Origin of the sequence: Paenibacillus glucanolyticus NBRC 15330, assembly GCF_004000885.1 — a bacterium.
Classification (GTDB): domain Bacteria; phylum Bacillota; class Bacilli; order Paenibacillales; family Paenibacillaceae; genus Paenibacillus_AQ; species Paenibacillus_AQ glucanolyticus.
On sequence record NZ_BIMC01000003.1, the window covers coordinates 157,502 to 178,125 of the forward strand.

The following is a 20,624-nucleotide window of genomic DNA, read 5'->3' on the forward strand; positions in this document are numbered from 1 at the left end:
GAACAGAGAGAATGAAGAATTGTCATATCTCAAGGACCATCGGTGCTGTAACGGTCATCATGACACAATGGAGCTGACAACGTTTACCGCATTAGCTGAACCGAGTCGCTTCCGCATTGTGGACCTTCTGCTGAGGGGGCCGATGACGGTAGGGGATATCGCCGAACGTCTGGAGATCAGGCAGCCCCAAGCCTCGAAACATCTGAAGGTGCTGCTGGAGGCTGGGCTGGTGGAAGTTAAGGCCGATGCCAACCGGCGGAATTACATGCTTCGATCCGAGCCGTTTGAGGAGATGGACCACTGGCTGAATGATTACCGCAGAATTTGGAGCGAGCGGTTCGACAACTTGGATAACTACTTGGAGAAACTCCAGGCTGATACGAAGAAACAGGATTGAACTACTTAATATGAGGAGGAATGTATGATGGCAAACACCATGATTACCCGTGTGGAAGGGCAAGTACTTGTACTGGAACGTGTTTTTAATGCACCAAGAGAGCTGGTGTTCAAGGTGTTCTCTGACGGAGAGCATCTGAAGCAGTGGTGGGGCCCGCGCGGGTGGGAGGTTACCGTATCCAGCATGGATTTCCGTCCAGGCGGTTCATGGCATTACTGTATGAAATGCATGGATAAGAATCAGGGCGATTTCTTCGGCATGGAATCCTGGGGCAAATCGGTATACGAGGAAATTGAGGAGCCTGGCAAAATAGTCTACATCGACTATTTCTCGGATGCGGAAGGTCAAGTTGCAGAGGGGATGCCCGCAACCACGGTTACCATGACGCTTGAGGAGATGGATGGAAAGACCAAGCTGGTCAGCCGAGGTGTATATGAATCCCCAGAAGCACTCAAAACCGTGCTGGAGATGGGAATGGAAGAGGGCATTACCCAGACCTGGGACCGTCTCGAGGAATACTTGGCGGCCAAACAGTAAGTTTATTAGCACCATGCAATCTCGGTTACGCGATATAAAGAATGGCTGGAATCCGCAAGGATTCAGCCATTTTTTTGTTTTCCTGATATCAAGAATGTATACAATCCACCGCATCAGTTAACTTGTAACTTGAAAAACAGAAGCCAAAAGTTCAATATAAAGATAAATGGATAATCAAAACTGCGTTGTCTGTCGGTAGGGCGGGTCAATGACACATACATAACAGGAGGAAATCAAGATGGAGATCGGAGTCAGTTCATTTGTTGAGACATGGCCGGATGTGAAGACCGGGGAAGTGATCAGCCATGCGCAGCGGCTGCGCGAGGTAGTGGAGGAGATCATTCTGGCCGACCAGGTGGGCCTGGATGTCTATGGCGTAGGCGAGCACCATCGCAAGGATTATGCCGCATCTTCGCCAGCCGTTGTGCTTGCCGCGGCAGCGTCGCAGACGAAGTGGATTCGGCTGACCAGCGCAGTTACGGTGCTGTCCTCTGCGGACCCGGTGCGGGTCTTTCAGGATTTCGCCACCTTGGACGCGATTTCGAACGGGCGTGCAGAGATTATGGCGGGCCGGGGCTCCTTCATCGAATCGTTTCCGCTGTTCGGCTACGATCTGAGTCATTATGACGAGCTGTTTGAAGAGAAGCTGGAGCTGCTGCTTAAGATCCGGGAATCAGAAAAGGTAACCTGGAGCGGCGGACACCGTCCCGCGATCCAAAATTTAGGCGTGTACCCACGACCGGTTCAGAATCCGCTGCCGGTGTGGATTGGCAGCGGCGGCAATTCGGAATCAGTCGTGCGCGCAGGCCTGCTCGGTCTGCCGCTTGTGCTGGCGATTATCGGGGGCAGCCCCCTGCAGTTCGCGCCGCTGGTCAGGCTGTATAAAGAAGCGGCGGCTCATGCTGGGCATGATGTGTCAAAACTGCCAATTGGCTCGCACTCGCATGGATTTATTGCGGAAGATACCGAGATGGCAGCGGACAAGTTCTTCCCATCGACCCAAGCCAGCATGAATGTGCTGGGACGGGAGCGGGGCTGGGGATATTATGACCGTGCGAGATTCGATGCGGCACGAAGCTTTGATGGCGCCCTTTATGTGGGAGACCCGGAGACGGTCGCCCAGAAAATCATTCACCTCCGCAAACACGTAGGCATTACCCGCTTTATGCTGCATGTCCCGGTCGGGACCATGCCTCATGATGAAGTCATGAGAGCCATTGAATTGCTCGGAACCGAGGTAGCACCCCGGGTCCGCAAGGAAATTGACCGCTGGGAAGCGGCTGGTGAGCCAGAGGAATGAAGCAATGGTTGATAACAGGATCGGATTTAAATAGAAACCTTTCGGGGTCACCTCGCGTCTATTACATAGGCTAAGACAAGCTGAGAATAGGGTGGGATGGTTTTATGAACGTTGCCAAATATTTTGCGATGGGGTTCATATTTATGTTCCTGTTGACCGGAGCTTACTTCGGGCTTGAGTTAATGGAAGGATACAGTATCCGTACAAGTATGTATTACGGCATCCACAACTTGGGTTTTGCCTTAATTGCGGTGGTCTTTCTTGCCTCGGTGATTATTTACATGGTGATCATGTTTCCATTATCTTGGCTGCTGGGTTTCATCCCTTGGAAGAGAAGTGTCATGACGCTTTATCTTCTCTTATACTGTATATTATGGGTTGCGGCAGGCGTGTGGCTGTTCCACCAGCTGTATGATCCTGTATATGTGAAGGAGTATCATCTGCGTATCGACACGGCTATCTTTATATTTGGCGTGATGGGACTGCTCTATGGCTGGATCGAATGGCTGCTGATTCGAAGAGCTGCGATAAAACCCTGAACGTATTGAAAAGAAGGCCTTTGTGAGTGAAGTGAAGCTGCTTGGCCTTGAAGAGTCGCATATTAAAAGGAAAGGGCGTTCCTCTATGATCAGGAACGTCTTTTTGTGTTGCCGTAAGAGGATATCAAATTTGTGCCTATCGCCTTAAAACCAGCATTATCCGGAAAAATGGTATAATAAATGGAAAAACAGGAAGAGACGCTTTGATACATCATAGGAAAACACAGGCAGGGTTCGGATAGTCGATGCTATGGGGGCGGCTTGTACTGCAACGAAAATCAATCCCTAATCATCATAGGAAAGAGGGTTAAATCATGAATAAATCATATAATGCTATATTCGGTCCACATATCATCAAAATGGCTCAACTTATGTTCATCTTTGCACTCATCTCGCTCTCCGGGTGTACGAAAGCCGACGTTGCTCCCCCTGTTGCTCCGACTGAGAATACGCCCCAGACGGCACCAGCAGCTCTGGCTGACCCAGATTTCGTTCAACTCGAGAGCAAGTTTAGTGCTCGTCTCGGTGTCTATGCTATCGATACTGGCACCGAGCGGATCGTCGCCTACCGCCCCGATGAACGGTTTGCATACGCGTCTACTTTTAAGGCTCTTGCCGCAGGCGCAGTATTGCAGCAAAACTCGATGGACACACTCGATAAAGTGATCACTTACACGAGCAAAGACTTGGTCACCTATTCGCCGATCACCGAGAAGAACGTGAATACCGGGATGACCCTTAGGGAGCTTAGTGAGGCTGCTATCCGTTACAGCGATAACACTGCAGGAAATCTCTTGTTAAAAGAACTGGGAGGCCCTGATGGCTTCAGGACAGCATTAAAGCAGGCCGGTGACAACGTAACCAACCCCGAACGCTTCGAGACAGATCTGAACGAAGCCATTCCGGGAGACAACCGTGACACAAGCACCCCGAGAGCGCTTGCCACCACGCTTCAGGCTTACACGGTTGGCGACGAGCTCCCGACGGATAAACGCACGCTCCTCATCGATTGGCTGAAGGGGAATACCACTGGAGACAAACTGATCCGTATGGCCGTGCCTGAAGGCTGGGAGGTCGGGGATAAGACCGGAGCCGGAGGTTATGGAACGCGAAACGACATAGCCGTCATTTGGCCGCCAAACAAAGAGCCTATCGTTATCGCCATTCTGTCCAGCCGCGATACACCAGATGCCACTTATGACGATGCGCTTATCGCACAAGCTGCCAAGGTCGCACTTGACGCTCTGAAGTGAATCATAGTCAGCCCACACATCGCTAAAGATGTATGTAGTTCTTCAATAGCAGTCTATCTTGAATTGCATCTCCACGGGCTCTCTTGTCCGGCCGTTCGTTCCAAAAGCCGAAGCGGGTGCTATTCGTAGCGAATGCAGTTTGAAGCTCTCTCGATGGCGTCCCAATCCAGAACGCGGATCATTTGCCCGTTGCGCTCCAGCATCCGGTTCTGCACAAAAGCCTGCAGCACCCGGTTTAAATGCCGGTGTGTTGTGCCCAGCAGGCTGGCGATCTCTCCAATATGGTCGGTTTGCAGTTCCATGCCGAATGAGGCATTCGATCCGGGCGACATCGTCGACATAAGATAACTGGCGAAGCGGTTCTCCACGGACGCGAGCAGGTTGACCCGGGAAGCAGTCGTGCAGGTCTGGAGCTTGTAGCTTAAGTGATCCAGCAAAGTGGATGTAAAGCGGGGGTTCTTCATTTCATGCTGCTTGATATAGTCAAAGGAAAGCCCGATCAGCAAGCATTCGTTAACGGCTTCAATCCGCGACTGGACCGGTACATTTCGAATCAATTCAATATCGCCGATGATGGAAAAGGGATGGCCAAAGCGCAGCAGGAGCGATTTGCCGGTTTCAATGCTGGAGGTCACCTTGATTTTCCCCTGTACAAGGAACAAGAGGGAGTGCAAGGCGAAGCCTTCATGCAGAATGATCTCGCCCGGCTCATATTGCTGCAATGCAAAAGGCACAGGTCGGGTTAAGTCCAGCATGTGCTCGAATTGAAAATCTTTCAGCTTCGCGTTCAGTAATGGTTCGTTATGAAGCAATTTCATGGATTTTTCGGTGGCTCCCTTCTCTTCTGGACATATGTCCTTCTCATTATACGATCAACTGATATGATAAGGGCAATAGAAGATACAGGGGGAAGCAGGGATGAAATTTGTATTCGATCTGGACGGAACGATCTGTTTTAAAGGTCAGCCGGTTTCGGACGTGCTGTTGAAGACTTTCGAGGAGCTGGTGGGGCAGGGGCACGAGGTTATTTTTGCTTCCGCAAGACCGATTCGTGATTTGCTCCCTGTCCTCCATGAGCGTTTCCATCATTACCCCATGATCGGGGGCAACGGCTCAATGGTAGCGACAGGTGGCAATATCGTATCCACGGTGGGGTTTAATCAAGAGGTTTTACCGGTGCTTCTTGAGCTGTTGGCTAAGTATAATGTGAGTTATTTAATCGATGGGGATTGGGATTATGCTTACACGGGTTCCGAGGATCATCCGATCCGGCTGAATCTGGATCCGCACAAGCTGGCTAAGCGAGTGGCACTCCAGGAGCTGGAATCCATCGTGAAAATATTGATGCTGACCTCGGATCGCATGGCCGAAGTCGAAGAGAAGCTGAAGACACTGGATGTCGTTGTACACGTGCATGGGCAGGAGAACGTGCTGGATATAAGCCCGACGGGGATTCACAAGTGGAGCGGGCTTCAGCAGCTCGGAGTTAAGGAGGGCGAATTTGTTGCCTTCGGCAACGATGCTAACGATATCTCGATGTTTCAGCATGCGCTGCACAGCGTGATGATCGGTGACCATCCGCTGCTGGCCCCGTATTCTTCGGAGCAATTGCTGCTGGATGGTAATATCGAGCATGCCATTTCGGATCGATTGAAGGAACTTGGGTGTTTGTATAAGGTGATTTAGAGTAATAGAGCAGGTCATTATGTAGAAGAAACCTCGTCTCATGGGAGCCACTTGCTTATATTTGGTTAAGTCCCGCATATGGCCGGGATTCCGCTTATATTGCGGTTCATATGTACAAAGGCATGCCGTATGAGGACTATTTCCAGGCGATGGAGCGCATCTTCCTGCGTTATGGCGGTCGGCCGCATTGGGGCAAAATGCATTCCCTTGAGGCTGCGCAGTTGAAGGAACTGTATCCGATGTGGGATGCTTTCCTTGCGGTTCGGGAGGAGCTGGACCCGGACGGCATATTAGGGAGTGATTATACGGGAAGGCTGTTCGATTCATCCGGCGCTGTCTTCAACAACTTGCTTTTTCTTTGAAATTTACTTGGAGTATATAAAAAAGCCTGATGAGGAAATTCTAGTAGCAAAAAGAAAAGGGGGAATTACATTACATGAAGCAGCGATCCATGATCCATGTTCTGCTGTTATGCGCCTTGCTCCTGTTCAGCCTGGGAAGCGCAGCTGCCTATGCGCAGCCACAAGAAGAGAAGCCTAGGGAGCGGCAGCTCGAGAATGCCATGCTGCAGCAGTTATATCCGGTTATCCGATCCTCGCTCCAGGAGATATATAGCGAGGCGTACCCCTCGTTTGGCTGCGAGCGGATTATATCGATCAATGAGCGGGTAACGATGGCAGAGGATAGCCAGCATGCCAGTCCGGTGGATGCGATGCACGGGGCCACCTATTTTGAGATTACAGTGGGCTTATGCAAGGGGAGCGGAGAGAAGATCGAGCTGCGTCTCAAGAATGATACGCCTACGGCGCAATATTATGTGGACGTGTTTCATGTGAGATAACGCTTCTCTTGTTCAGCGTATCTGAGAAAAAATGAGTTAAACCATTTTATGCGGTTTGGGGTGCTTCATCCTGTAGTAGAATTAGTCATGATTTGCGATGCTGCTCATTATCCGTTTCATGAAGGAGTGAATGAACCATGGCGCATGCGCATGACGTTCTATTGAATCAGCTGTTAGCCAATGCGAATGATCCCAGCTGGCACGTTCCTTTCCAGCAATCCGTTGAGAATATAACGGAGGATGAAGCGTTCTGGACCCCTGCCAATGACAGCCACAGCATTGCTGAGATCGTGCAGCATCTGCTTTATTGGAATGAAACCTGGCAAACCAGATACCGGGAATCACGAATGAGTGCGGTGTCTTCTATTGGAGACAATCAACATAGCTTTATCATTCCCGACAATGCGACCTTTGCAGAGCTAAGAGACCGACTGTTAGCCGTCTTATTGCAGTGGCAGGAACTGCTGACAGAGGCGAAGCTCGAGCAGGAGGTGGACGGTTTTCCCGTACCGGCCAAGTGGTGGGAGATCATAAGCAATGCGGCTGCGCATAATGCCTATCATATCGGTCAGATCGTGTACATTCGAAAGCTGCAGAAGAGCTGCAAGGCGCTGGAATGGTAAGTTTCGTTAAGAAGTAAGGTTCCCCCGCTCTGGATCCCGTCTAGGCTCTCTGCTGCTTGATCCCCGGGCCAGCTTCCCTGCTCTAACGAGCAAATGCATGGAGGGGCCCGGATTACCCTGGACCCAACCATGCATGCACCTCTCTTACAACGCCTCTTTAATTATCCGTTTATAGAACAGCACCGATAACAGCCCGAATATGGAATACAGTGCCGTATACAGCAGCATAACCATAACCATGGGCAGCCACAGCTCGGTTCCGAAGAAGAACCAGCCGGATTTAACGGCGAAGTAACTATGGAACAGGCCAACGATCAGCGGAATGCCGAAGTTGAACAGCTGCTTCATCTGAATGCCCTTCAGCAGGTTGCCCTGAGTGAAGCCGAGTTTTCTCAGAATGGTATAGTTCGCTTTCTCTTCTTCACCTTCATCCATTTGTTTGAAGTACAGGATGCAGCCGGAGGTGATCAGGAAGGTGAGTCCAAGGAATCCCACGATGAACATCATCAGGCCCATGTTGCTCTTCTGGTTCATGATCAGCTCACTCTGGGACAGGTTCCCGGTAGACTCACTAATGCCGAGATCCTTGAAGATCTGATTGGCTTGATCGATGGCGATCGGGTCGACAAGGTCGATACCGTAGTAGACATTCGTTTCCTTCTGGATCTTCGGATCCAGATCCTGGGCCAGCTTGTCAAAGACGGTGTGGTCCACAATCGCTGCCGGCAGACCTCCGCTGGCAAAATAATAGGATACATAGGAGTCCTTCTCCAAGCCTATCAACTGCTGTTTTATTTGCTGGTTAGGGCTTGTCAGCTCAATATCCCCCGTGGCCTGAATCGACATAAACTGTTGAATTGCATCGCTGGATCCCGTGAACAGCGTCTCCTCAGGAGAAACATCGATTCCTTCCACACTCTCGTCGCTGATGACCGGTATGACCATTGGTTGCTGTTCTCCTGGACCTGATACGACCTCCAAGTTGGCCCCAATCACCTGAGAAAGGTCAGCATTCACTTGAATAACGTCACGTTTGGTCTGCTTGAACTCTATATTCTCGTCGGTCAGCGCTTGGATATATGCAGCCAGATCGTTGGAATTTGCTACCGTAAAATGATTGGGTACGCTCTGCCGTGCTGATTTCTCCGCGGAGTAGTAAGAGATGTAGCTGAGGGACAACAGTCCGATCGCTAACGCGGATACGGTCGTAATGATCGTTAACAGCAGTGCATTGGATTTCATGCGGAACATGATGGAGGAGAGCGACAGCACTTCATTCACGGATAAGTAACCGCCCTTGCTCTTCCGGATCGCGTTGAAAATAAAACTGACGGATCCTTTATAGAATAAATAGGTTCCGATAATGACCGATCCCAGGATCAGGATCATCGCCATGAACAGCTCGTTCATGGAGGTGAAATCCCCGCTGAACAGCTTGGTTGACACATAATAACCGAGAAGAATAAGTCCGATTCCGAGCAAGCCGAATAACATTTCGAGGAAGGACATCTTCTTGATCTGATTCTCCGTTGTAGATACCGCACGGAACAGGGACAGAATGCTCTGCCGCTGGATGAACGTATAATTCATGATCATGATCAGCACATAGATGACGGCAAACACAATGACGGTTTGGATCAGCGCTTCGGTGGAGAAGGACAAGGCGGCTTCAGCGTCAACACCGATAACCTTGAACAGAATCATCAGAATCAAGCGGGAAGCCGCAAATCCGGCAAAGATGCCAATCACCATGGAACCGAAATACAGAATCAGGTTCTCCGCGCTCAAGATTCGGAATATCTTGCCTTTGGTTAAGCCGATGAGCTGAAACAACCCGATTTCCTTGCTTCGCCGTTTAATGAAAATCGTGTTGGCATACAGCAGGAAAATCGCAACGATGGCCACAAGCAGCACCGAGGCGGCTCCCAGAGCTGCAGCCCCCTTCACAGATCCCTTGGCCTCATCCGTGGCCGGATCATATTGCAGCGTCACAAAGGCGAAATATAGACCCACGCTGAAGATGAGGGCAAAGACATACAGATAATAATTTTTAATATTCTTCTTCAGATTCCGGTAGATCAGATAATTAATGTTCATTCTGAACACCGCCTAGCACGCCCTGAGTCTTGATGATGTCATTGAAGAAGGCCTGCCGGGACTGCTCGCCCTTGTTCAGCTGGGTATAAATCTGTCCGTCCTTAATGAAGACAACCCGGCTGCAATAGCTGGCGGCCACAGGATCATGAGTAACCATGATGATGGTGGAGTCGATCTTCAGATTCAGTTCGCTTAATTTGTTCAACAGATCGGAAGCGGACTTCGAGTCCAGCGCTCCGGTCGGCTCATCTGCAAAAATAATGCTGGGATCGTGAATGAATGCGCGGGCCGCTGAAGTCCGCTGCTTCTGTCCACCGGATATCTGATTCGGATATTTGTCCTTGAGTTCGTATATGCCAAGCTCGGTTGCTATTTTTTGAAACCTCTGGTTCGCATCTTTTTTGGATACCTTCTTGATGGATAGCGGCAGTAGAACATTTTCTTTGACAGTCAGCGTGTCCAGCAGGTTGTACTCCTGAAAAATAAAGCCCAGATGGTGCTTCCGGAATTCGGCCAGTTCCTTCTCTTTCATGCCAGTAAACTCTTTGCCTTCGATTTTTATGCTGCCAAGGCTCACTTTATCGATGGAAGAGAGCACGTTCAGCAGCGTGGTTTTCCCTGAGCCTGATGCGCCCATGATGCTGACGAACTCGCCTTTATCCACACGGATATCGATGCCCTTCAGCACCTCCTGTTTATTGAATTTATTGCCGAAACTCTTATGGATTTGATTTGCTTCCAGAATTGCCAAGTTCCTCACTCCTTTGTTTACTGTCCTTATCATAAAGGAGCGGCAAGGGCCTTTTCCTTCGATTCGCCGAACAAAGTGCAAAAGCATGTGACATTGTTGTCACATGCCGATAATCCTCACAACATCGTTCTTTTTCGGAAAAATTAAAGTGAAGGTTGTGCCTATGCCTGGCTTTGATTCCACCTGAATGCGGATCAATAGGGCATTGGCTGCCTTCTGTGTCAGATACAGCCCCATGCCGGTTGCCGCACGGTCCTGATGCGAGGTCGTGGACGTGAAACCTTTATCAAAAATACGAGGCATGTCCTTCGGATCGATGCCGCGTCCGGAATCCCGAATGATGAGCCTGACATGGTCATCCACGAGCTCACTCTGCAAGGCAATATCCGATGCAGAGCTGTATTTGACCGCATTGGTCAGCAGCTGACGGATGATGAAGCCCAGCCATTTCGTATCGCTCAGCACCTCCGTTACCTGTAGGGAGACGTCAAAACCGATGCCTTTTTGCATGCACCAGGATTTGAGCGCCCGTATCTCCTGGAAGATGATCGGCTCAAGCGCGGATACCTCAATATGGAGATCGTTCTGGATAAAGGGGATGCGCTTTTGGTGCAGCTGCTGGTCCAGCAGCAGGTGGATGCGGAGCCATTCGTACTGTAGCTGTCCTTTTAACGTCTCATCCTCCATGCGCTCGATCATCAACTGCATGGTGGTTAGGGGCGTTTTCACTTCGTGGATCCAGGACAGCAGCTCATCCTTCTCCTCTTCCATCTCCATCAGGCGGATGGAGGATTCCTTCTTGAAGTGCTCGGTCTGGAGGGAGAGCATATCCATGGCAATCGTTTCAAAGGGATGCTCCGGCTCGGTGATGGCGGCTAAGTCGAAGGTGTCATCCCATGCCTGGAGGCTTTTGTAGAATTTCGTCTCCCGGTTGTACCTGACAATCAGAAACACAATGAAGAGCATAGACGACAGAAACACAATATAGAGAATGGGCAGGAACGGGATTTGGGAATCCACAGCGGCAACAAACAGAAGCAGCAGCTGCAGGAACAGAAATAACAGAATCCAGCTTAGTCGTTCCCGAATATAGGCAAGTATCATGCATGGGCCTCTTCTGTCGCGATATATCCTTGTCCCACCTTGGTTTCAATGTAAGGGTCAAGGCCAAGAGGCTCCAGCTTCTTACGCAGTCGATTCACATTCACCGTTAACGTGTTATCACTGACAAAATGCTCATGGTCCCATAAACTCTTGATCAGCTCCTCCCGGCTGACGATCTGATTCTTCCTCTCCATGAGGATCTTTAGAATATACATTTCATTCTTCGTCAGTTCGACCGTGCCTTGAGGGCTGCTAATGGTATTCTTGCCGAACTCGACGGTTGCTCCGCGCCAGGCTCTCAGCTCTGTTCGTTCGGTGCTGTAGTTGTAAACCCGGCGCAGGGTGGCCTGGATTTTGGCAATCAATACATCAAAGTGGAACGGCTTCTGAATGAAATCATCCGCTCCCAGCTGCATGGACATCACCATGTCGGTAGGATGATCCCGTGAAGACAGGAAGATAATCGGGACGTTCGAATGGGATCGAATCATCCGGCACCAGTGAAATCCGTCGAATTTGGGCAGCTGGATATCGATAATGACAAGATCCGGCTGTACGGCTGTGAATTCCTGGAGTACACTGCTGAAATCCTTGATGCCATATACGTCATAAGACCATTGCGAGAGCCGTTCCTGCACTTCATGGAACAGGGTCGCGTCGTCTTCGATAAGCATAATTTTGAACAAAAGATTCACCACGCTTTATAAGGTTGTCCCAAAAAAGCCGGGGTTCCCGGAAACTTCCCGTTGCTGTAGATGGGCCTTTTAGTTTTGGACTTTATGTAATCGGCACTTCATTCCCAGTGTATAGCAAAAAGGGAGCAAGTGCCATCCGGTGGATGAACATAAGCGCATGTGTAGATGACGAGGCTGAATTACCTATTTACAAACATTTCCTATCTCCCGATAATAGATATGAGCCTATGACCTGGGAGGGGACAATATGAATATGCATAAGAAGTTTAAATGGTTGACCGTACTCGTTGCAGCTATGCTTGTCATTATGACAGGGTGTCAGTCCGTGGGAGGTTTGGATATCAACAAGGCGATGCTTACAAGTCTTGATGTTAAATCCAGTGAATCCAGTGCAAGCATTCGATTCGAGGCGGTGCCTGCCGACCGGGCCCTGTCGTCTGAAGATAAAGAAGCGATTGAACTTATTAATTCGTTATCATTGAATGTGGATCGTGCCATCGTCCAGGATGCCAACACCGTGTCCATTCAGGGCAGTGTGCATTATTTGGACAAGAAGATTCCGCTTCACTTGTCCATGGATCCCAAAGGAATGGCGATTCAACTGGAAGGCGCCAAGCAGCCGTTCTATCTCTCAATGGATACAACGGTTCCCGGAATGCCTGACACCAGCCAATACGAGCAGGCGATTCAAGACGTAGTGAAGAAGGCGGCCGGGCTTGTACTGAAGCATTTTCCGAATCCAGCAAAAATTGCTGTGAAATCTGCCCAGGAGAAGGTGAATGGGGAGAGCTTGAACCTGACGCATCTCCATATGGAGCTGACCGGGGAAGAGATATTGACGATGTTCAAGCCTTTTGCAGAGAGTCTCATGAAAGACGAAGCAGGCTTAAAGCAGTTGATTGGTGATGCTTATGATGCCATTTATCCGATGATGGTTAGCATCGGTGAGGCTTACGGGGAAGATGTGGAGCTCTTGCCGCAGGAATCCAAGGAAGAGGTTGTGGCTTCACTCTACGAAATCGTTCATGGCAGCTTGGCCGAATTGACGGAGAATTACGATGAACAGAAGGAACAGCTGTTGGAGGAGTTCCCAGGAGGCGATACCGTCTTCGGTAAGGATACGGTTCTCAAGCTGGACTATTACTTTGACGAGCAGCTTAACACACGCAAGAACGCTGTGGAACTGACTGTCGCACTTCCGGCTTCCGAAGACATGCCATTGAAATCCTTCAAGGTGTACTCCGAGGGCGAGGTATGGAATATCGGCAGTGCGGTGAAAGCCAATAAAGTGGATACATCCAAGGGCGCTCTGGATGTCCTGAGCGAATCGGTGACACCAGGCCAGGTGCTGCGCAATTTCGAGAAGAATTCAACGATTTATAACGTGCTGAAGGATGATTTGCAGATCACGCACAAATCGCTGTATCTTAATACCTCGAACGAGGATGTTGGATACGGTGCGATCAAGAAGAACAATCAGACCTTTGTTCCACTTCGTTACCTGACCGATCGTCTTGATGCCGAAGTGAAGTGGGCGAAGGGCTCCAAGAACATTACGGTCATCAATGATCTGACAGGCGAGGAAATCAAGCTGACGGTAGGTTCCCAGAAAGCGACTGTAGGCGGTAAAAGCGTGACCCTGCAGGCGGCTCCGTTTGTCCATAGCGACGGATCTACCTACGTTCCGCTTCGATTTATGGCGGAAGCCCTCGGGGCAACGCTTCATCTGGAGGGCGATGGCTGGATTATCATTGAGCGTGATTAAGCGATAACCCATTTCGATAACAGACGGACCTGTCGGTCGGCGAGTTAGAGATGGATACACAGGGAAGTATTGCGGGGGCTGTTTCCCGTCATCTTGGGATGGCGGGAAACAGCCCTTTTTGTCATGGTTGCTGATGTGTTATCAGCGGTTCTTACCGCATAATCGCAGGGCAAGGAAAAGGTATGGATACATCCTATCCTTCCTTCGCCCCATCAACTGTATCGGTACAGTTGGCGTTATTTCTAATCGTAAGGGTGCTCCTCCCGCCGTATGCTAACTTTAGCAGATGCAACACTCCAGGATTGCAATGCATACGAGAAAATAAAGGAGATCATGATTATGAATACAACGCATACAGGCCGTGCCTATGCCGCAGCGTTAGGATATACCGTCATTATAGGTTTTTCGTTCATGTTTGTGAAAATGGCACTGATCGTATCCAACCCGCTGGACACGTTAGCACACCGGTTCACCCTCTCTTTCATTGCAGCCGCACTGGCATTGCTCATCGCCCGCAGAAGAGTTCCGCTCCATCTGAAGCGACTGCTGGTTATTGTGCCCTTGGCGATATTCTATCCGTTTCTGTTCTTTACACTGCAAACCTTCGGTTTGGTCTACACGAGCTCAGCTGAAGCGGGAATTATCCATGCTACCGTTCCGATCTTTACGATGCTGCTGGCATCATTATTTTTGAAGGAACGCTCAGGATGGGCACAGAAGCTGTTTACCGTATTGTCGGTAACAGGGATTATTTCGATTTTCGTGCTGAAGGGCGTTTCCTTTGAAGCCTCCAGCATGCTCGGTATCGTGCTTATTCTGTTGTCGGCACTGTCTAATGCCATTTATAGCGTAATGGCCCGCAAGTTAACCCAGAAGCAGTCGGTGCTGGATATTACGTTCATCATGACGCTAATTGGATTCGTGCTGTTTAACCTGATGTCGGTTGTTCAGCATGCGGCCCAAGGAACGCTCATGCAGTATTTTGACCCGTTTGCTCATCCTTCCTTTGTATGGGCGGTCCTGTATCTTGGTGTCCTGTCTTCCCTGGGTACGTCGCTTCTGTCGAATTATGCCTTATCCCAGCTGGAAGCGTCGCGGATGAGCATCTTCAACAATTTGGCAACTGTAATCACCATCTTTGGAGGTGTCTTCTTCTTGAACGAACAGTTGGCCTATTATCATTTCATTGGCGCAGGACTCGTTATTATCGGGGTGATTGGTGCCAGTTTCGCTGGAAGATCCAAGCGGGCTGCACCAACGGGATTGACCCCGGGTGAGTCCAAATCCACTTAACTTAACACCAGTGTGTAGAATAAGTGTAGAGAAATTGTCGAGATCCGCCTTGTATGATTACATGCTGAACCATCTGTTTCCCATTAGCAGGTAGTCATAGCATTCATTTTTAGAACAGATGAAATCATACAAAGAGGTGGATCTATACGATGTGGAAGAAAGGAAGCATTCTGGTACTGGCACTCCTGCTGCTGTTTCAGGGGATGTTCGGTACGGGTGCAGGTTTTTATGATTCGGGTCGTGCATGGGCTGCACCAGCTGATCCGGTTGTGTCGGTGGATCCCTTGGATCCGGGCAACGGGAATGGACCTGCGGATTCGGTAACGGATGCGGTATATCAAGATCCGGGCCAGACGCAAGGGGCGAACGCAGGCGCAGGACAGAGCATTCTGACGAAGGTTACGATTAAGGACAAGAACGGTACGGTCATTGATTCGGTATACAATCCGGATCTGGGAGAGCGTATTGAGCTTGGCTCGGACGTGAGCTTGTCGTATGAATGGGAGCTGCCGAATGGGCATGATTACGTCGACGGCTCGACCTTTGAATTCGACATTCCGGGCGCCTTCAAAATTTATAACAGCTTTAACGGGAGTCTCCTTGCCGATGGCGGCGATGTGGGGACGTTCTCTGTATCGACGAGCGGCCATGTGGTGATGACCTTTAATGATCAGGTTAACAACTCCGAGGTACGGGGGACGCTGGAATTCCTCACCGAGATTAGCAAGGAGACCGTTAAGGGCAGCACGGAAGTACGAATCCCATTCCCGATCCGGGACGGAGAGCAAGTGGCTATCCTGTATATCAAACCGGCAAAAGGCTCCCATCTGGACAAGAAGGGACAAGCCAATCAAGCGTCGAGCATCCTTTGGAGGATCGATGCGAACACCATCCTGCATCCGATTGACTTAGCGGTCATACAGGATCAGATTCCAGCAGGGTTAACCCTGGATGAGAGCTCTGTGAAGGTATACAAGCTGGACGTCAATATTGATGGAAGCACGGTACGCGGAGCGGAGGTGACGGCAGGGTTCAGCCTGAATACAGGGCCTTCTGCATTCACGATTGCTTTTGACCAGAAGATCACATCGGCTTATCGCGTGGAATATACGACGGCAGTAGGCAAGGGCGATGAGACGAGTTTCACGAATAACGCTGCATTATCGGGGAGCGGAATGCCGGACCAAACGGTGAACGCCACGGTGACAATCGATCGCGGAGAGCTGTTGACAAAGAAGGTTGCCAGCTATGACAAGGGCACCCGGACGATCGGCTGGAGTATCGAATACAATTTCCGTGAAAAAGAGATTTCCCGGCAGGATGCCGTTCTGGCAGACCGCTTCAACGGGACTCAGGAGCTGGAATCCGGCTCATTTAAGGTAAGACATGCCGGAACCGGAGGCGCGGAGCTGGTTGAGGGAACCGATTATATCCTGACACCTGTACAGAATGATAATGGGAAGAACGGATTTGATCTGTCCTTCCAAAGTGATATCGATTCCGGCTATATCATCACCTATAGGACCAAAACCGATGATCGCATCTATACGGATGAGACTGTGGTAAATACGGTTAAGGCCAATGGCGTAACGAAGACGGCTAGCCAGAAGCATGAGGCTGTTATCCTCAAGAAGTACAACAGAGCGGTGGATTACAACGCCAAAACGACAACATGGGAAATCAGCCTCAACGAAGACCAGTTCGATATGGACTCGGTGGTACTGACCGATACGTTCCCGAATGGCGGGTTAGAGCTGGTTGCCGGTACGCTGAAGGTGCTCCACGCAGATGGAAGTGCGGTTGATCCCTCCTGGTATACGGCGAAGGAAGACGAGCCTAAGAAAGGCTTCACGGTTACCTTCCATCAGACGTTCAACGAGACTTTGAAGGTGACGTACACCACGACTTTCAACAACGATTGGAAAATCGATAAGACCAAGTCCGAGTTCCGTAACCGGGCTCATCTGGCTTGGCTTGAAGGTACCCAGAACAAGACGATAACAAAGGACGCTGTGCTGAGCCCCGATAATTTAACGAAGGCCAACGGGGACAAGAGCGGTGCATACAATCCGCGAACCAAGGAGATCTCCTGGACCATCCGGGCAAATTATAATAAAAAAGAAGTGGCACAAGCCGTCTTCACCGATAAGCTGCTGCAGAATCAGAAGTTTGTTCCAGGGTCGCTTCTCGTATATGAAATGAAACTGACGGGCGCTGCTAACGGGACAACTCGGGGAGATCTCGTAGACCCGATCCTGTATGATGCGGTGTTTCCGGATGAAGCTAATGGCAACGAGCTGCGGGTAGCGTTCAAGAACGCTATCAACAGCCCTTATCAGATTGTGTTCAAAACCACGTTAGACGGAGAGGTCATTGCAAGCGAAGTGTCGAATACAGGCATTTTTCTTGATGGCACAAGCAAGCTGGCGGAGTGGACGGCCAAGGTGAGCATTCCGCAAGGTGGCGAATATGTATTCAAGAACGGCGTGCAGAACGGTGAGAAGCTGAAGTGGACCGTCTATGTTAACCGCGGTCAATCTTATGTGGAAGAAGCCACGATTATGGATGAGCCCACAAGCAATCTCATCCTGGTGGAAGATTCGTTCCACGTCTACGCAACCACTGTTGCCGCGAATGGTGCGGTTTCCAAGGCAGCCGAGTTAGTGCGTGACCAGGACTACACGCTGGAATTCATCTATGGAGCGACCGAATACTTCGTGCTTCGCTTCAAGAACCCGATTGATAAGGCTTATATTGTGGAGTATGAAACACTGATTGATGCGGCAGACAGAGAAAAGGTGGGCAATAGCGTCTCCTTTGAGGGGCTTGGTATTACAACCGGTATCCGTGAGACTACACAGGAGATCGAAGTACGCATGTCTTCAGGCTCCGGCACCGGCTCCGGGGTCCGCGGCAGTCTGGAGGTCCTGAAAGTCGATAAGGATGATGCTGCTCTTGCCCTGGAAGGAGCCGTCTTCGTTCTTCGAGACCAAGAGGGCAAGCGACCAGCCGTGACACTGACAACCGATGCGGACGGCAAGGTGTTGTTTACAAAATTGCTGTATGGCCAATATGTTCTGGAAGAGACGGCTGCTCCGCAAGGGTATGTGATCGATCAGGCGACGACTACGGTTACGATCGATTCAAGCATTAAACAGACAGGCAACATCAAGCGAATCACCATCACGAACAGCAAAAAAAGCGTTCCACCCGGCCCTGATCCAGGCACCCCTGGTCCCGATCCGGGTAACCCCGGCCCCGATCCAGGCACCCCTGGTCCTGATCCAGGTAACCCGGGCCCTGATCCGGGCACCCCTGGTCCCGATCCGGGTAACCCCGGTCCCGATCCGGGCAACCCCGGCCCTGATCCAGGCACCCCTGGTCCCGATCCGGGCAACCCCGGCCCTGATCCAGGCACCCCTGGTCCCGATCCGGGCACCCCGGGTCCTGATCCAGGTAACCCCGGTCCCGATCCGGGCAGCCCTGGCCCTAATCCGGGCAGCCCTGGCCCATCACCGGGAGGTCATTCCGATAATGGGACGCCGACCGTCCCCGGGGAGATTGTATCGCCCGGTGATCACGATGGGGTGGACAAGCCAGCCCATCCTGTTGACCCGGCAGTTCCGGGCGAAGTTGATCCAGAACCGATTCCTGTAGAGGAACCGGAAGAGGGCGCTTTGGTTAGTAATGAGATATCCAAGCCGGAAGATAAGCCGGCTCCACCGACGGAGCATGATGCGAATAGCGCCGATCCGGTTGATGAAACCAAACCGGACAGCGGGGCCGCCATGCTTCCGAAAACAGGAGAGAGCAATCCGCATCCGCTCCAATTCGGAGGGCTTGCACTTATGCTCGCAGGTTTCTTCTTGAGTCGTCTGCGCAATAAGCGTCAATAATGGATGAAATCCCCTTCTCCTGCTGATGCATGGAGAGGGGGATTTTGAATGTTAATTCATCCATAGGGAAGGACGGATAGAATGAGAAAACTCTCAATTGCTCTTATCGTGGTTGGGCTTCTCGTGTTCTTATATCCAATCCTTCGCGATTGGAATGGGGACCGCCAGCAGAAGGAATTGCTGAGGGAAGCCGCGCGATTAGAGGTCGAAGCTGAGCAGCGTTCTGTACAAGATTCCGCTGCTTATCAGTACATGGAATTGTCTCGCATCCTGGACGAGGGAGAGATGGCTGCTTCCGGACAAGAGGAGCCTGCTGATTATGAAGCCGGATCGCCCATCGGCATTATTCGAATTGATAAGCTGGATCTGGAGCTGCCCATTCTTGAAGGGGCAACCCAGTCTAACATGAAAAATGCAGCGGCTCGCGTTACGGGTACGGCGAAGCTCGGCCACACCGGGAATGCAGCCATTGCTGCCCATCGTGCCCATAAGACCGGGCGGCTATTTAATCGGTTGAATGAGCTCACATACGGTGATGAGATCATTGTTATGACAGCAGGACGCGAGTTGGTTTATCGCGTGGATCAGATCTCGATTGTGGAACCAACGGATGTGTCCGTATTGGAAGGCAACCCTGATGAACAGAGGCTTACGCTGATTACTTGCGACCCTCTTTACGAGGCGACGCATCGTCTTATCGTCCAGGCTGAACGGGTATCAGGCTAGCAGATTGATTGTCGCAGATCTGCAAGAAGTGCTGCGGTATATGAAGTGAGATGAGACCTTAAGGGGCTTCCGGGAAATCTGTATGATTTTGGGGAAGTCCCTTTCCGTTTGTTTTTGGGCGATTGAACCCAGTGCTGCTCTTCTTGAGATTATGCCTCTATATTAGCAGGAAAATAGTTTGTAATATTAGGTGACACCTAATAAAATAAGGTGTGAACTAATATTGTGTGTGGAATGGAGGGGGACCCTTTGCTCGAATGGATGCTACGAAACGTTATGGCAAAGAGAGGGATATGGTCGGGAGCTGCGTTAGCGAGGCTGATGAAAGAGAAGGCCGATTACAGTCTTTCAGCGGCTTCCATTAGTGCATTGCTGACGAGCCAGCCCAGGCAGATGAAGGCAGAGACGTTAGATGCCCTGTGCACAACCTTAGAGTGTACTCCAGGGGACTTATGGGTGCATACACCTCCTTCTAAAACAAAGGGGGCATAAATGGATGACAGTAAAAGCTATAGTGCCATTCGGCGATCCCATTCTGCGAAAAGTCGCGCGGCCTGTTGATCCCGTGAATGCGAGGGCATTAAAGATACTCGATGATATGGCGGAAACGTTGTATGACAGCGCTGGCCGTGCCGGCCTTGCCGCACCACAAATCGGTATTTTGCGAAGACTTATTGTTATGGACTGCGGTGAAGGGTTGATTGAACTTATTAATCCTGAAATTGTGGAGATGAACGGTGAGCAGGTGGGCCCGGAAGCTTGTCTATCTTATCCAGGATATTACGGGTATGTGCAAAGAGCCCATCACGTTAAGGTGAAGACCCTGAATCGGCAGGGAGAGACGATCATCCTGGAGGGTGAGGATTACCTGGCGAGGTGTATACAGCATGAGATCGACCATCTTAATGGACTGCTTTTTGTGGACCATGTTCGGGATGGATGGCTATACCATGAGGAGACTCATCGGCGCGTCGAGTTGTTCCCTGTTATTGGGTTATCCAATACAGGTACGTAGCGCAATCATGAAGGCTGCCTAATGATGGTCGACAGCGATCCAAGCATGTCCCCGACTACTCATGTGCGCACAATGTGTATAACAAAAAAACGGCCGGAGCCTCTCC

The 20,624-nt window shown here is 50.6% G+C and carries 19 protein-coding genes and 1 pseudogene; 15 read left to right on the forward strand and 5 right to left on the reverse strand.

Features of this window, described 5'->3' with window-relative positions; genetic code table 11:
- Positions 1-67 precede the first annotated feature (67 nt).
- The 5 genes from PGL02S_RS06835 (at position 68) to bla (ending at position 4,026) form a co-directional block, all read left to right on the forward strand.
- Positions 68-397 (forward strand): ArsR/SmtB family transcription factor, encoded by a 330-nt coding sequence (locus tag PGL02S_RS06835; RefSeq protein WP_036640612.1) that lies wholly within the window; start codon positions 68-70, stop codon positions 395-397.
- A 24-nt stretch (positions 398-421) separates the two neighbouring features.
- Complete coding sequence (locus PGL02S_RS06840; RefSeq protein WP_036640350.1) at positions 422-934, forward strand: SRPBCC domain-containing protein; 513 nt, start codon at positions 422-424, stop codon at positions 932-934.
- A gap of 238 nt (positions 935-1,172) precedes the next feature.
- On the forward strand, positions 1,173-2,234 hold the full coding sequence (locus PGL02S_RS06845; RefSeq protein WP_036640348.1) for an LLM class flavin-dependent oxidoreductase: 1,062 nt from the start codon (positions 1,173-1,175) through the stop codon (positions 2,232-2,234).
- A 104-nt stretch (positions 2,235-2,338) separates the two neighbouring features.
- Positions 2,339-2,773 (forward strand): hypothetical protein, encoded by a 435-nt coding sequence (locus PGL02S_RS06850; protein ID WP_036640347.1) that lies wholly within the window; start codon positions 2,339-2,341, stop codon positions 2,771-2,773.
- Between the two features lie 359 nt (positions 2,774-3,132).
- Positions 3,133-4,026, forward strand: coding sequence for a class A beta-lactamase (bla, locus tag PGL02S_RS06855; RefSeq protein WP_370511108.1), 894 nt, complete (start codon positions 3,133-3,135; stop codon positions 4,024-4,026).
- 119 nt (positions 4,027-4,145) lie between these two features.
- Here bla and PGL02S_RS06860 read toward each other — a convergent pair whose 3' ends face one another.
- On the reverse strand, positions 4,146-4,844 hold the full coding sequence (locus PGL02S_RS06860; protein ID WP_036640343.1) for a Crp/Fnr family transcriptional regulator: 699 nt from the start codon (positions 4,842-4,844) through the stop codon (positions 4,146-4,148).
- A gap of 100 nt (positions 4,845-4,944) precedes the next feature.
- Between PGL02S_RS06860 and PGL02S_RS06865 the strand changes: the two genes are divergently transcribed.
- From PGL02S_RS06865 to PGL02S_RS06880, 4 genes and pseudogenes are all read left to right on the forward strand, one after another.
- The gene (locus tag PGL02S_RS06865; RefSeq protein ID WP_036640341.1) at positions 4,945-5,712 is read left to right on the forward strand and encodes an HAD-IIB family hydrolase; all 768 of its coding nucleotides are present in this window, start codon (positions 4,945-4,947) and stop codon (positions 5,710-5,712) included.
- A 59-nt stretch (positions 5,713-5,771) separates the two neighbouring features.
- A pseudogene (locus PGL02S_RS06870) lies at positions 5,772-6,074 on the forward strand (D-arabinono-1,4-lactone oxidase); the annotation flags it as partial.
- A gap of 74 nt (positions 6,075-6,148) precedes the next feature.
- A complete protein-coding gene (locus PGL02S_RS06875) occupies positions 6,149-6,553 on the forward strand; it encodes a hypothetical protein (protein ID WP_036640337.1) in 405 nt (134 codons plus the stop codon).
- Positions 6,554-6,690: 137 nt separating this feature from the next.
- A complete protein-coding gene (locus PGL02S_RS06880; RefSeq protein WP_036640335.1) occupies positions 6,691-7,176 on the forward strand; it encodes a DinB family protein in 486 nt (161 codons plus the stop codon).
- Between the two features lie 144 nt (positions 7,177-7,320).
- On the opposite strand, the gene PGL02S_RS06885 is transcribed toward PGL02S_RS06880, so the two are convergent.
- From PGL02S_RS06885 to PGL02S_RS06900, 4 genes are all read right to left on the reverse strand, one after another.
- The gene (locus PGL02S_RS06885) at positions 7,321-9,273 is read right to left on the reverse strand and encodes an FtsX-like permease family protein (protein ID WP_036640332.1); all 1,953 of its coding nucleotides are present in this window, start codon (positions 9,271-9,273) and stop codon (positions 7,321-7,323) included.
- Positions 9,263-10,024 carry an ABC transporter ATP-binding protein gene (locus tag PGL02S_RS06890; protein WP_006207179.1) on the reverse strand — a complete coding sequence of 254 codons (762 nt, stop codon included), beginning with the start codon at positions 10,022-10,024 and terminating at the stop codon, positions 9,263-9,265. The genes PGL02S_RS06885 and PGL02S_RS06890 overlap by 11 nt, the downstream gene beginning before the upstream one ends.
- A 99-nt stretch (positions 10,025-10,123) precedes the next feature.
- Positions 10,124-11,128, reverse strand: a complete 1,005-nt coding sequence (locus tag PGL02S_RS06895; RefSeq protein WP_036640329.1) for a sensor histidine kinase — start codon at positions 11,126-11,128, stop codon at positions 10,124-10,126.
- The gene (locus PGL02S_RS06900; RefSeq protein ID WP_036640327.1) at positions 11,125-11,814 is read right to left on the reverse strand and encodes a response regulator transcription factor; all 690 of its coding nucleotides are present in this window, start codon (positions 11,812-11,814) and stop codon (positions 11,125-11,127) included. The genes PGL02S_RS06895 and PGL02S_RS06900 overlap by 4 nt, the downstream gene beginning before the upstream one ends.
- 256 nt (positions 11,815-12,070) lie before the next feature.
- Here PGL02S_RS06900 and PGL02S_RS06905 point away from each other — a divergent pair, with 256 nt between their 5' ends.
- The 6 genes from PGL02S_RS06905 to def all read left to right on the forward strand — a co-directional run bounded on the left by PGL02S_RS06905 (position 12,071) and on the right by def (position 20,518).
- The gene (locus PGL02S_RS06905) at positions 12,071-13,588 is read left to right on the forward strand and encodes a copper amine oxidase N-terminal domain-containing protein (protein WP_036640325.1); all 1,518 of its coding nucleotides are present in this window, start codon (positions 12,071-12,073) and stop codon (positions 13,586-13,588) included.
- A gap of 339 nt (positions 13,589-13,927) precedes the next feature.
- Positions 13,928-14,881: a DMT family transporter gene (locus tag PGL02S_RS06910; RefSeq protein ID WP_036640324.1), complete on the forward strand. Its 954-nt coding sequence runs from the start codon at positions 13,928-13,930 to the stop codon at positions 14,879-14,881.
- Positions 14,882-15,030: 149 nt separating this feature from the next.
- Complete coding sequence (locus PGL02S_RS06915) at positions 15,031-18,777, forward strand: LPXTG cell wall anchor domain-containing protein (RefSeq protein ID WP_036640322.1); 3,747 nt, start codon at positions 15,031-15,033, stop codon at positions 18,775-18,777.
- 81 nt (positions 18,778-18,858) lie between these two features.
- Complete coding sequence (locus tag PGL02S_RS06920) at positions 18,859-19,503, forward strand: class D sortase (protein ID WP_036640320.1); 645 nt, start codon at positions 18,859-18,861, stop codon at positions 19,501-19,503.
- A gap of 249 nt (positions 19,504-19,752) precedes the next feature.
- A complete protein-coding gene (locus PGL02S_RS06925; RefSeq protein WP_036640318.1) occupies positions 19,753-19,995 on the forward strand; it encodes a helix-turn-helix domain-containing protein in 243 nt (80 codons plus the stop codon).
- 4 nt (positions 19,996-19,999) lie between these two features.
- Entirely contained in the window at positions 20,000-20,518 is a 519-nt protein-coding gene (gene def, locus PGL02S_RS06930; RefSeq protein ID WP_036640316.1) for a peptide deformylase, read from the forward strand.
- Positions 20,519-20,624: the final 106 nt, after the last annotated feature.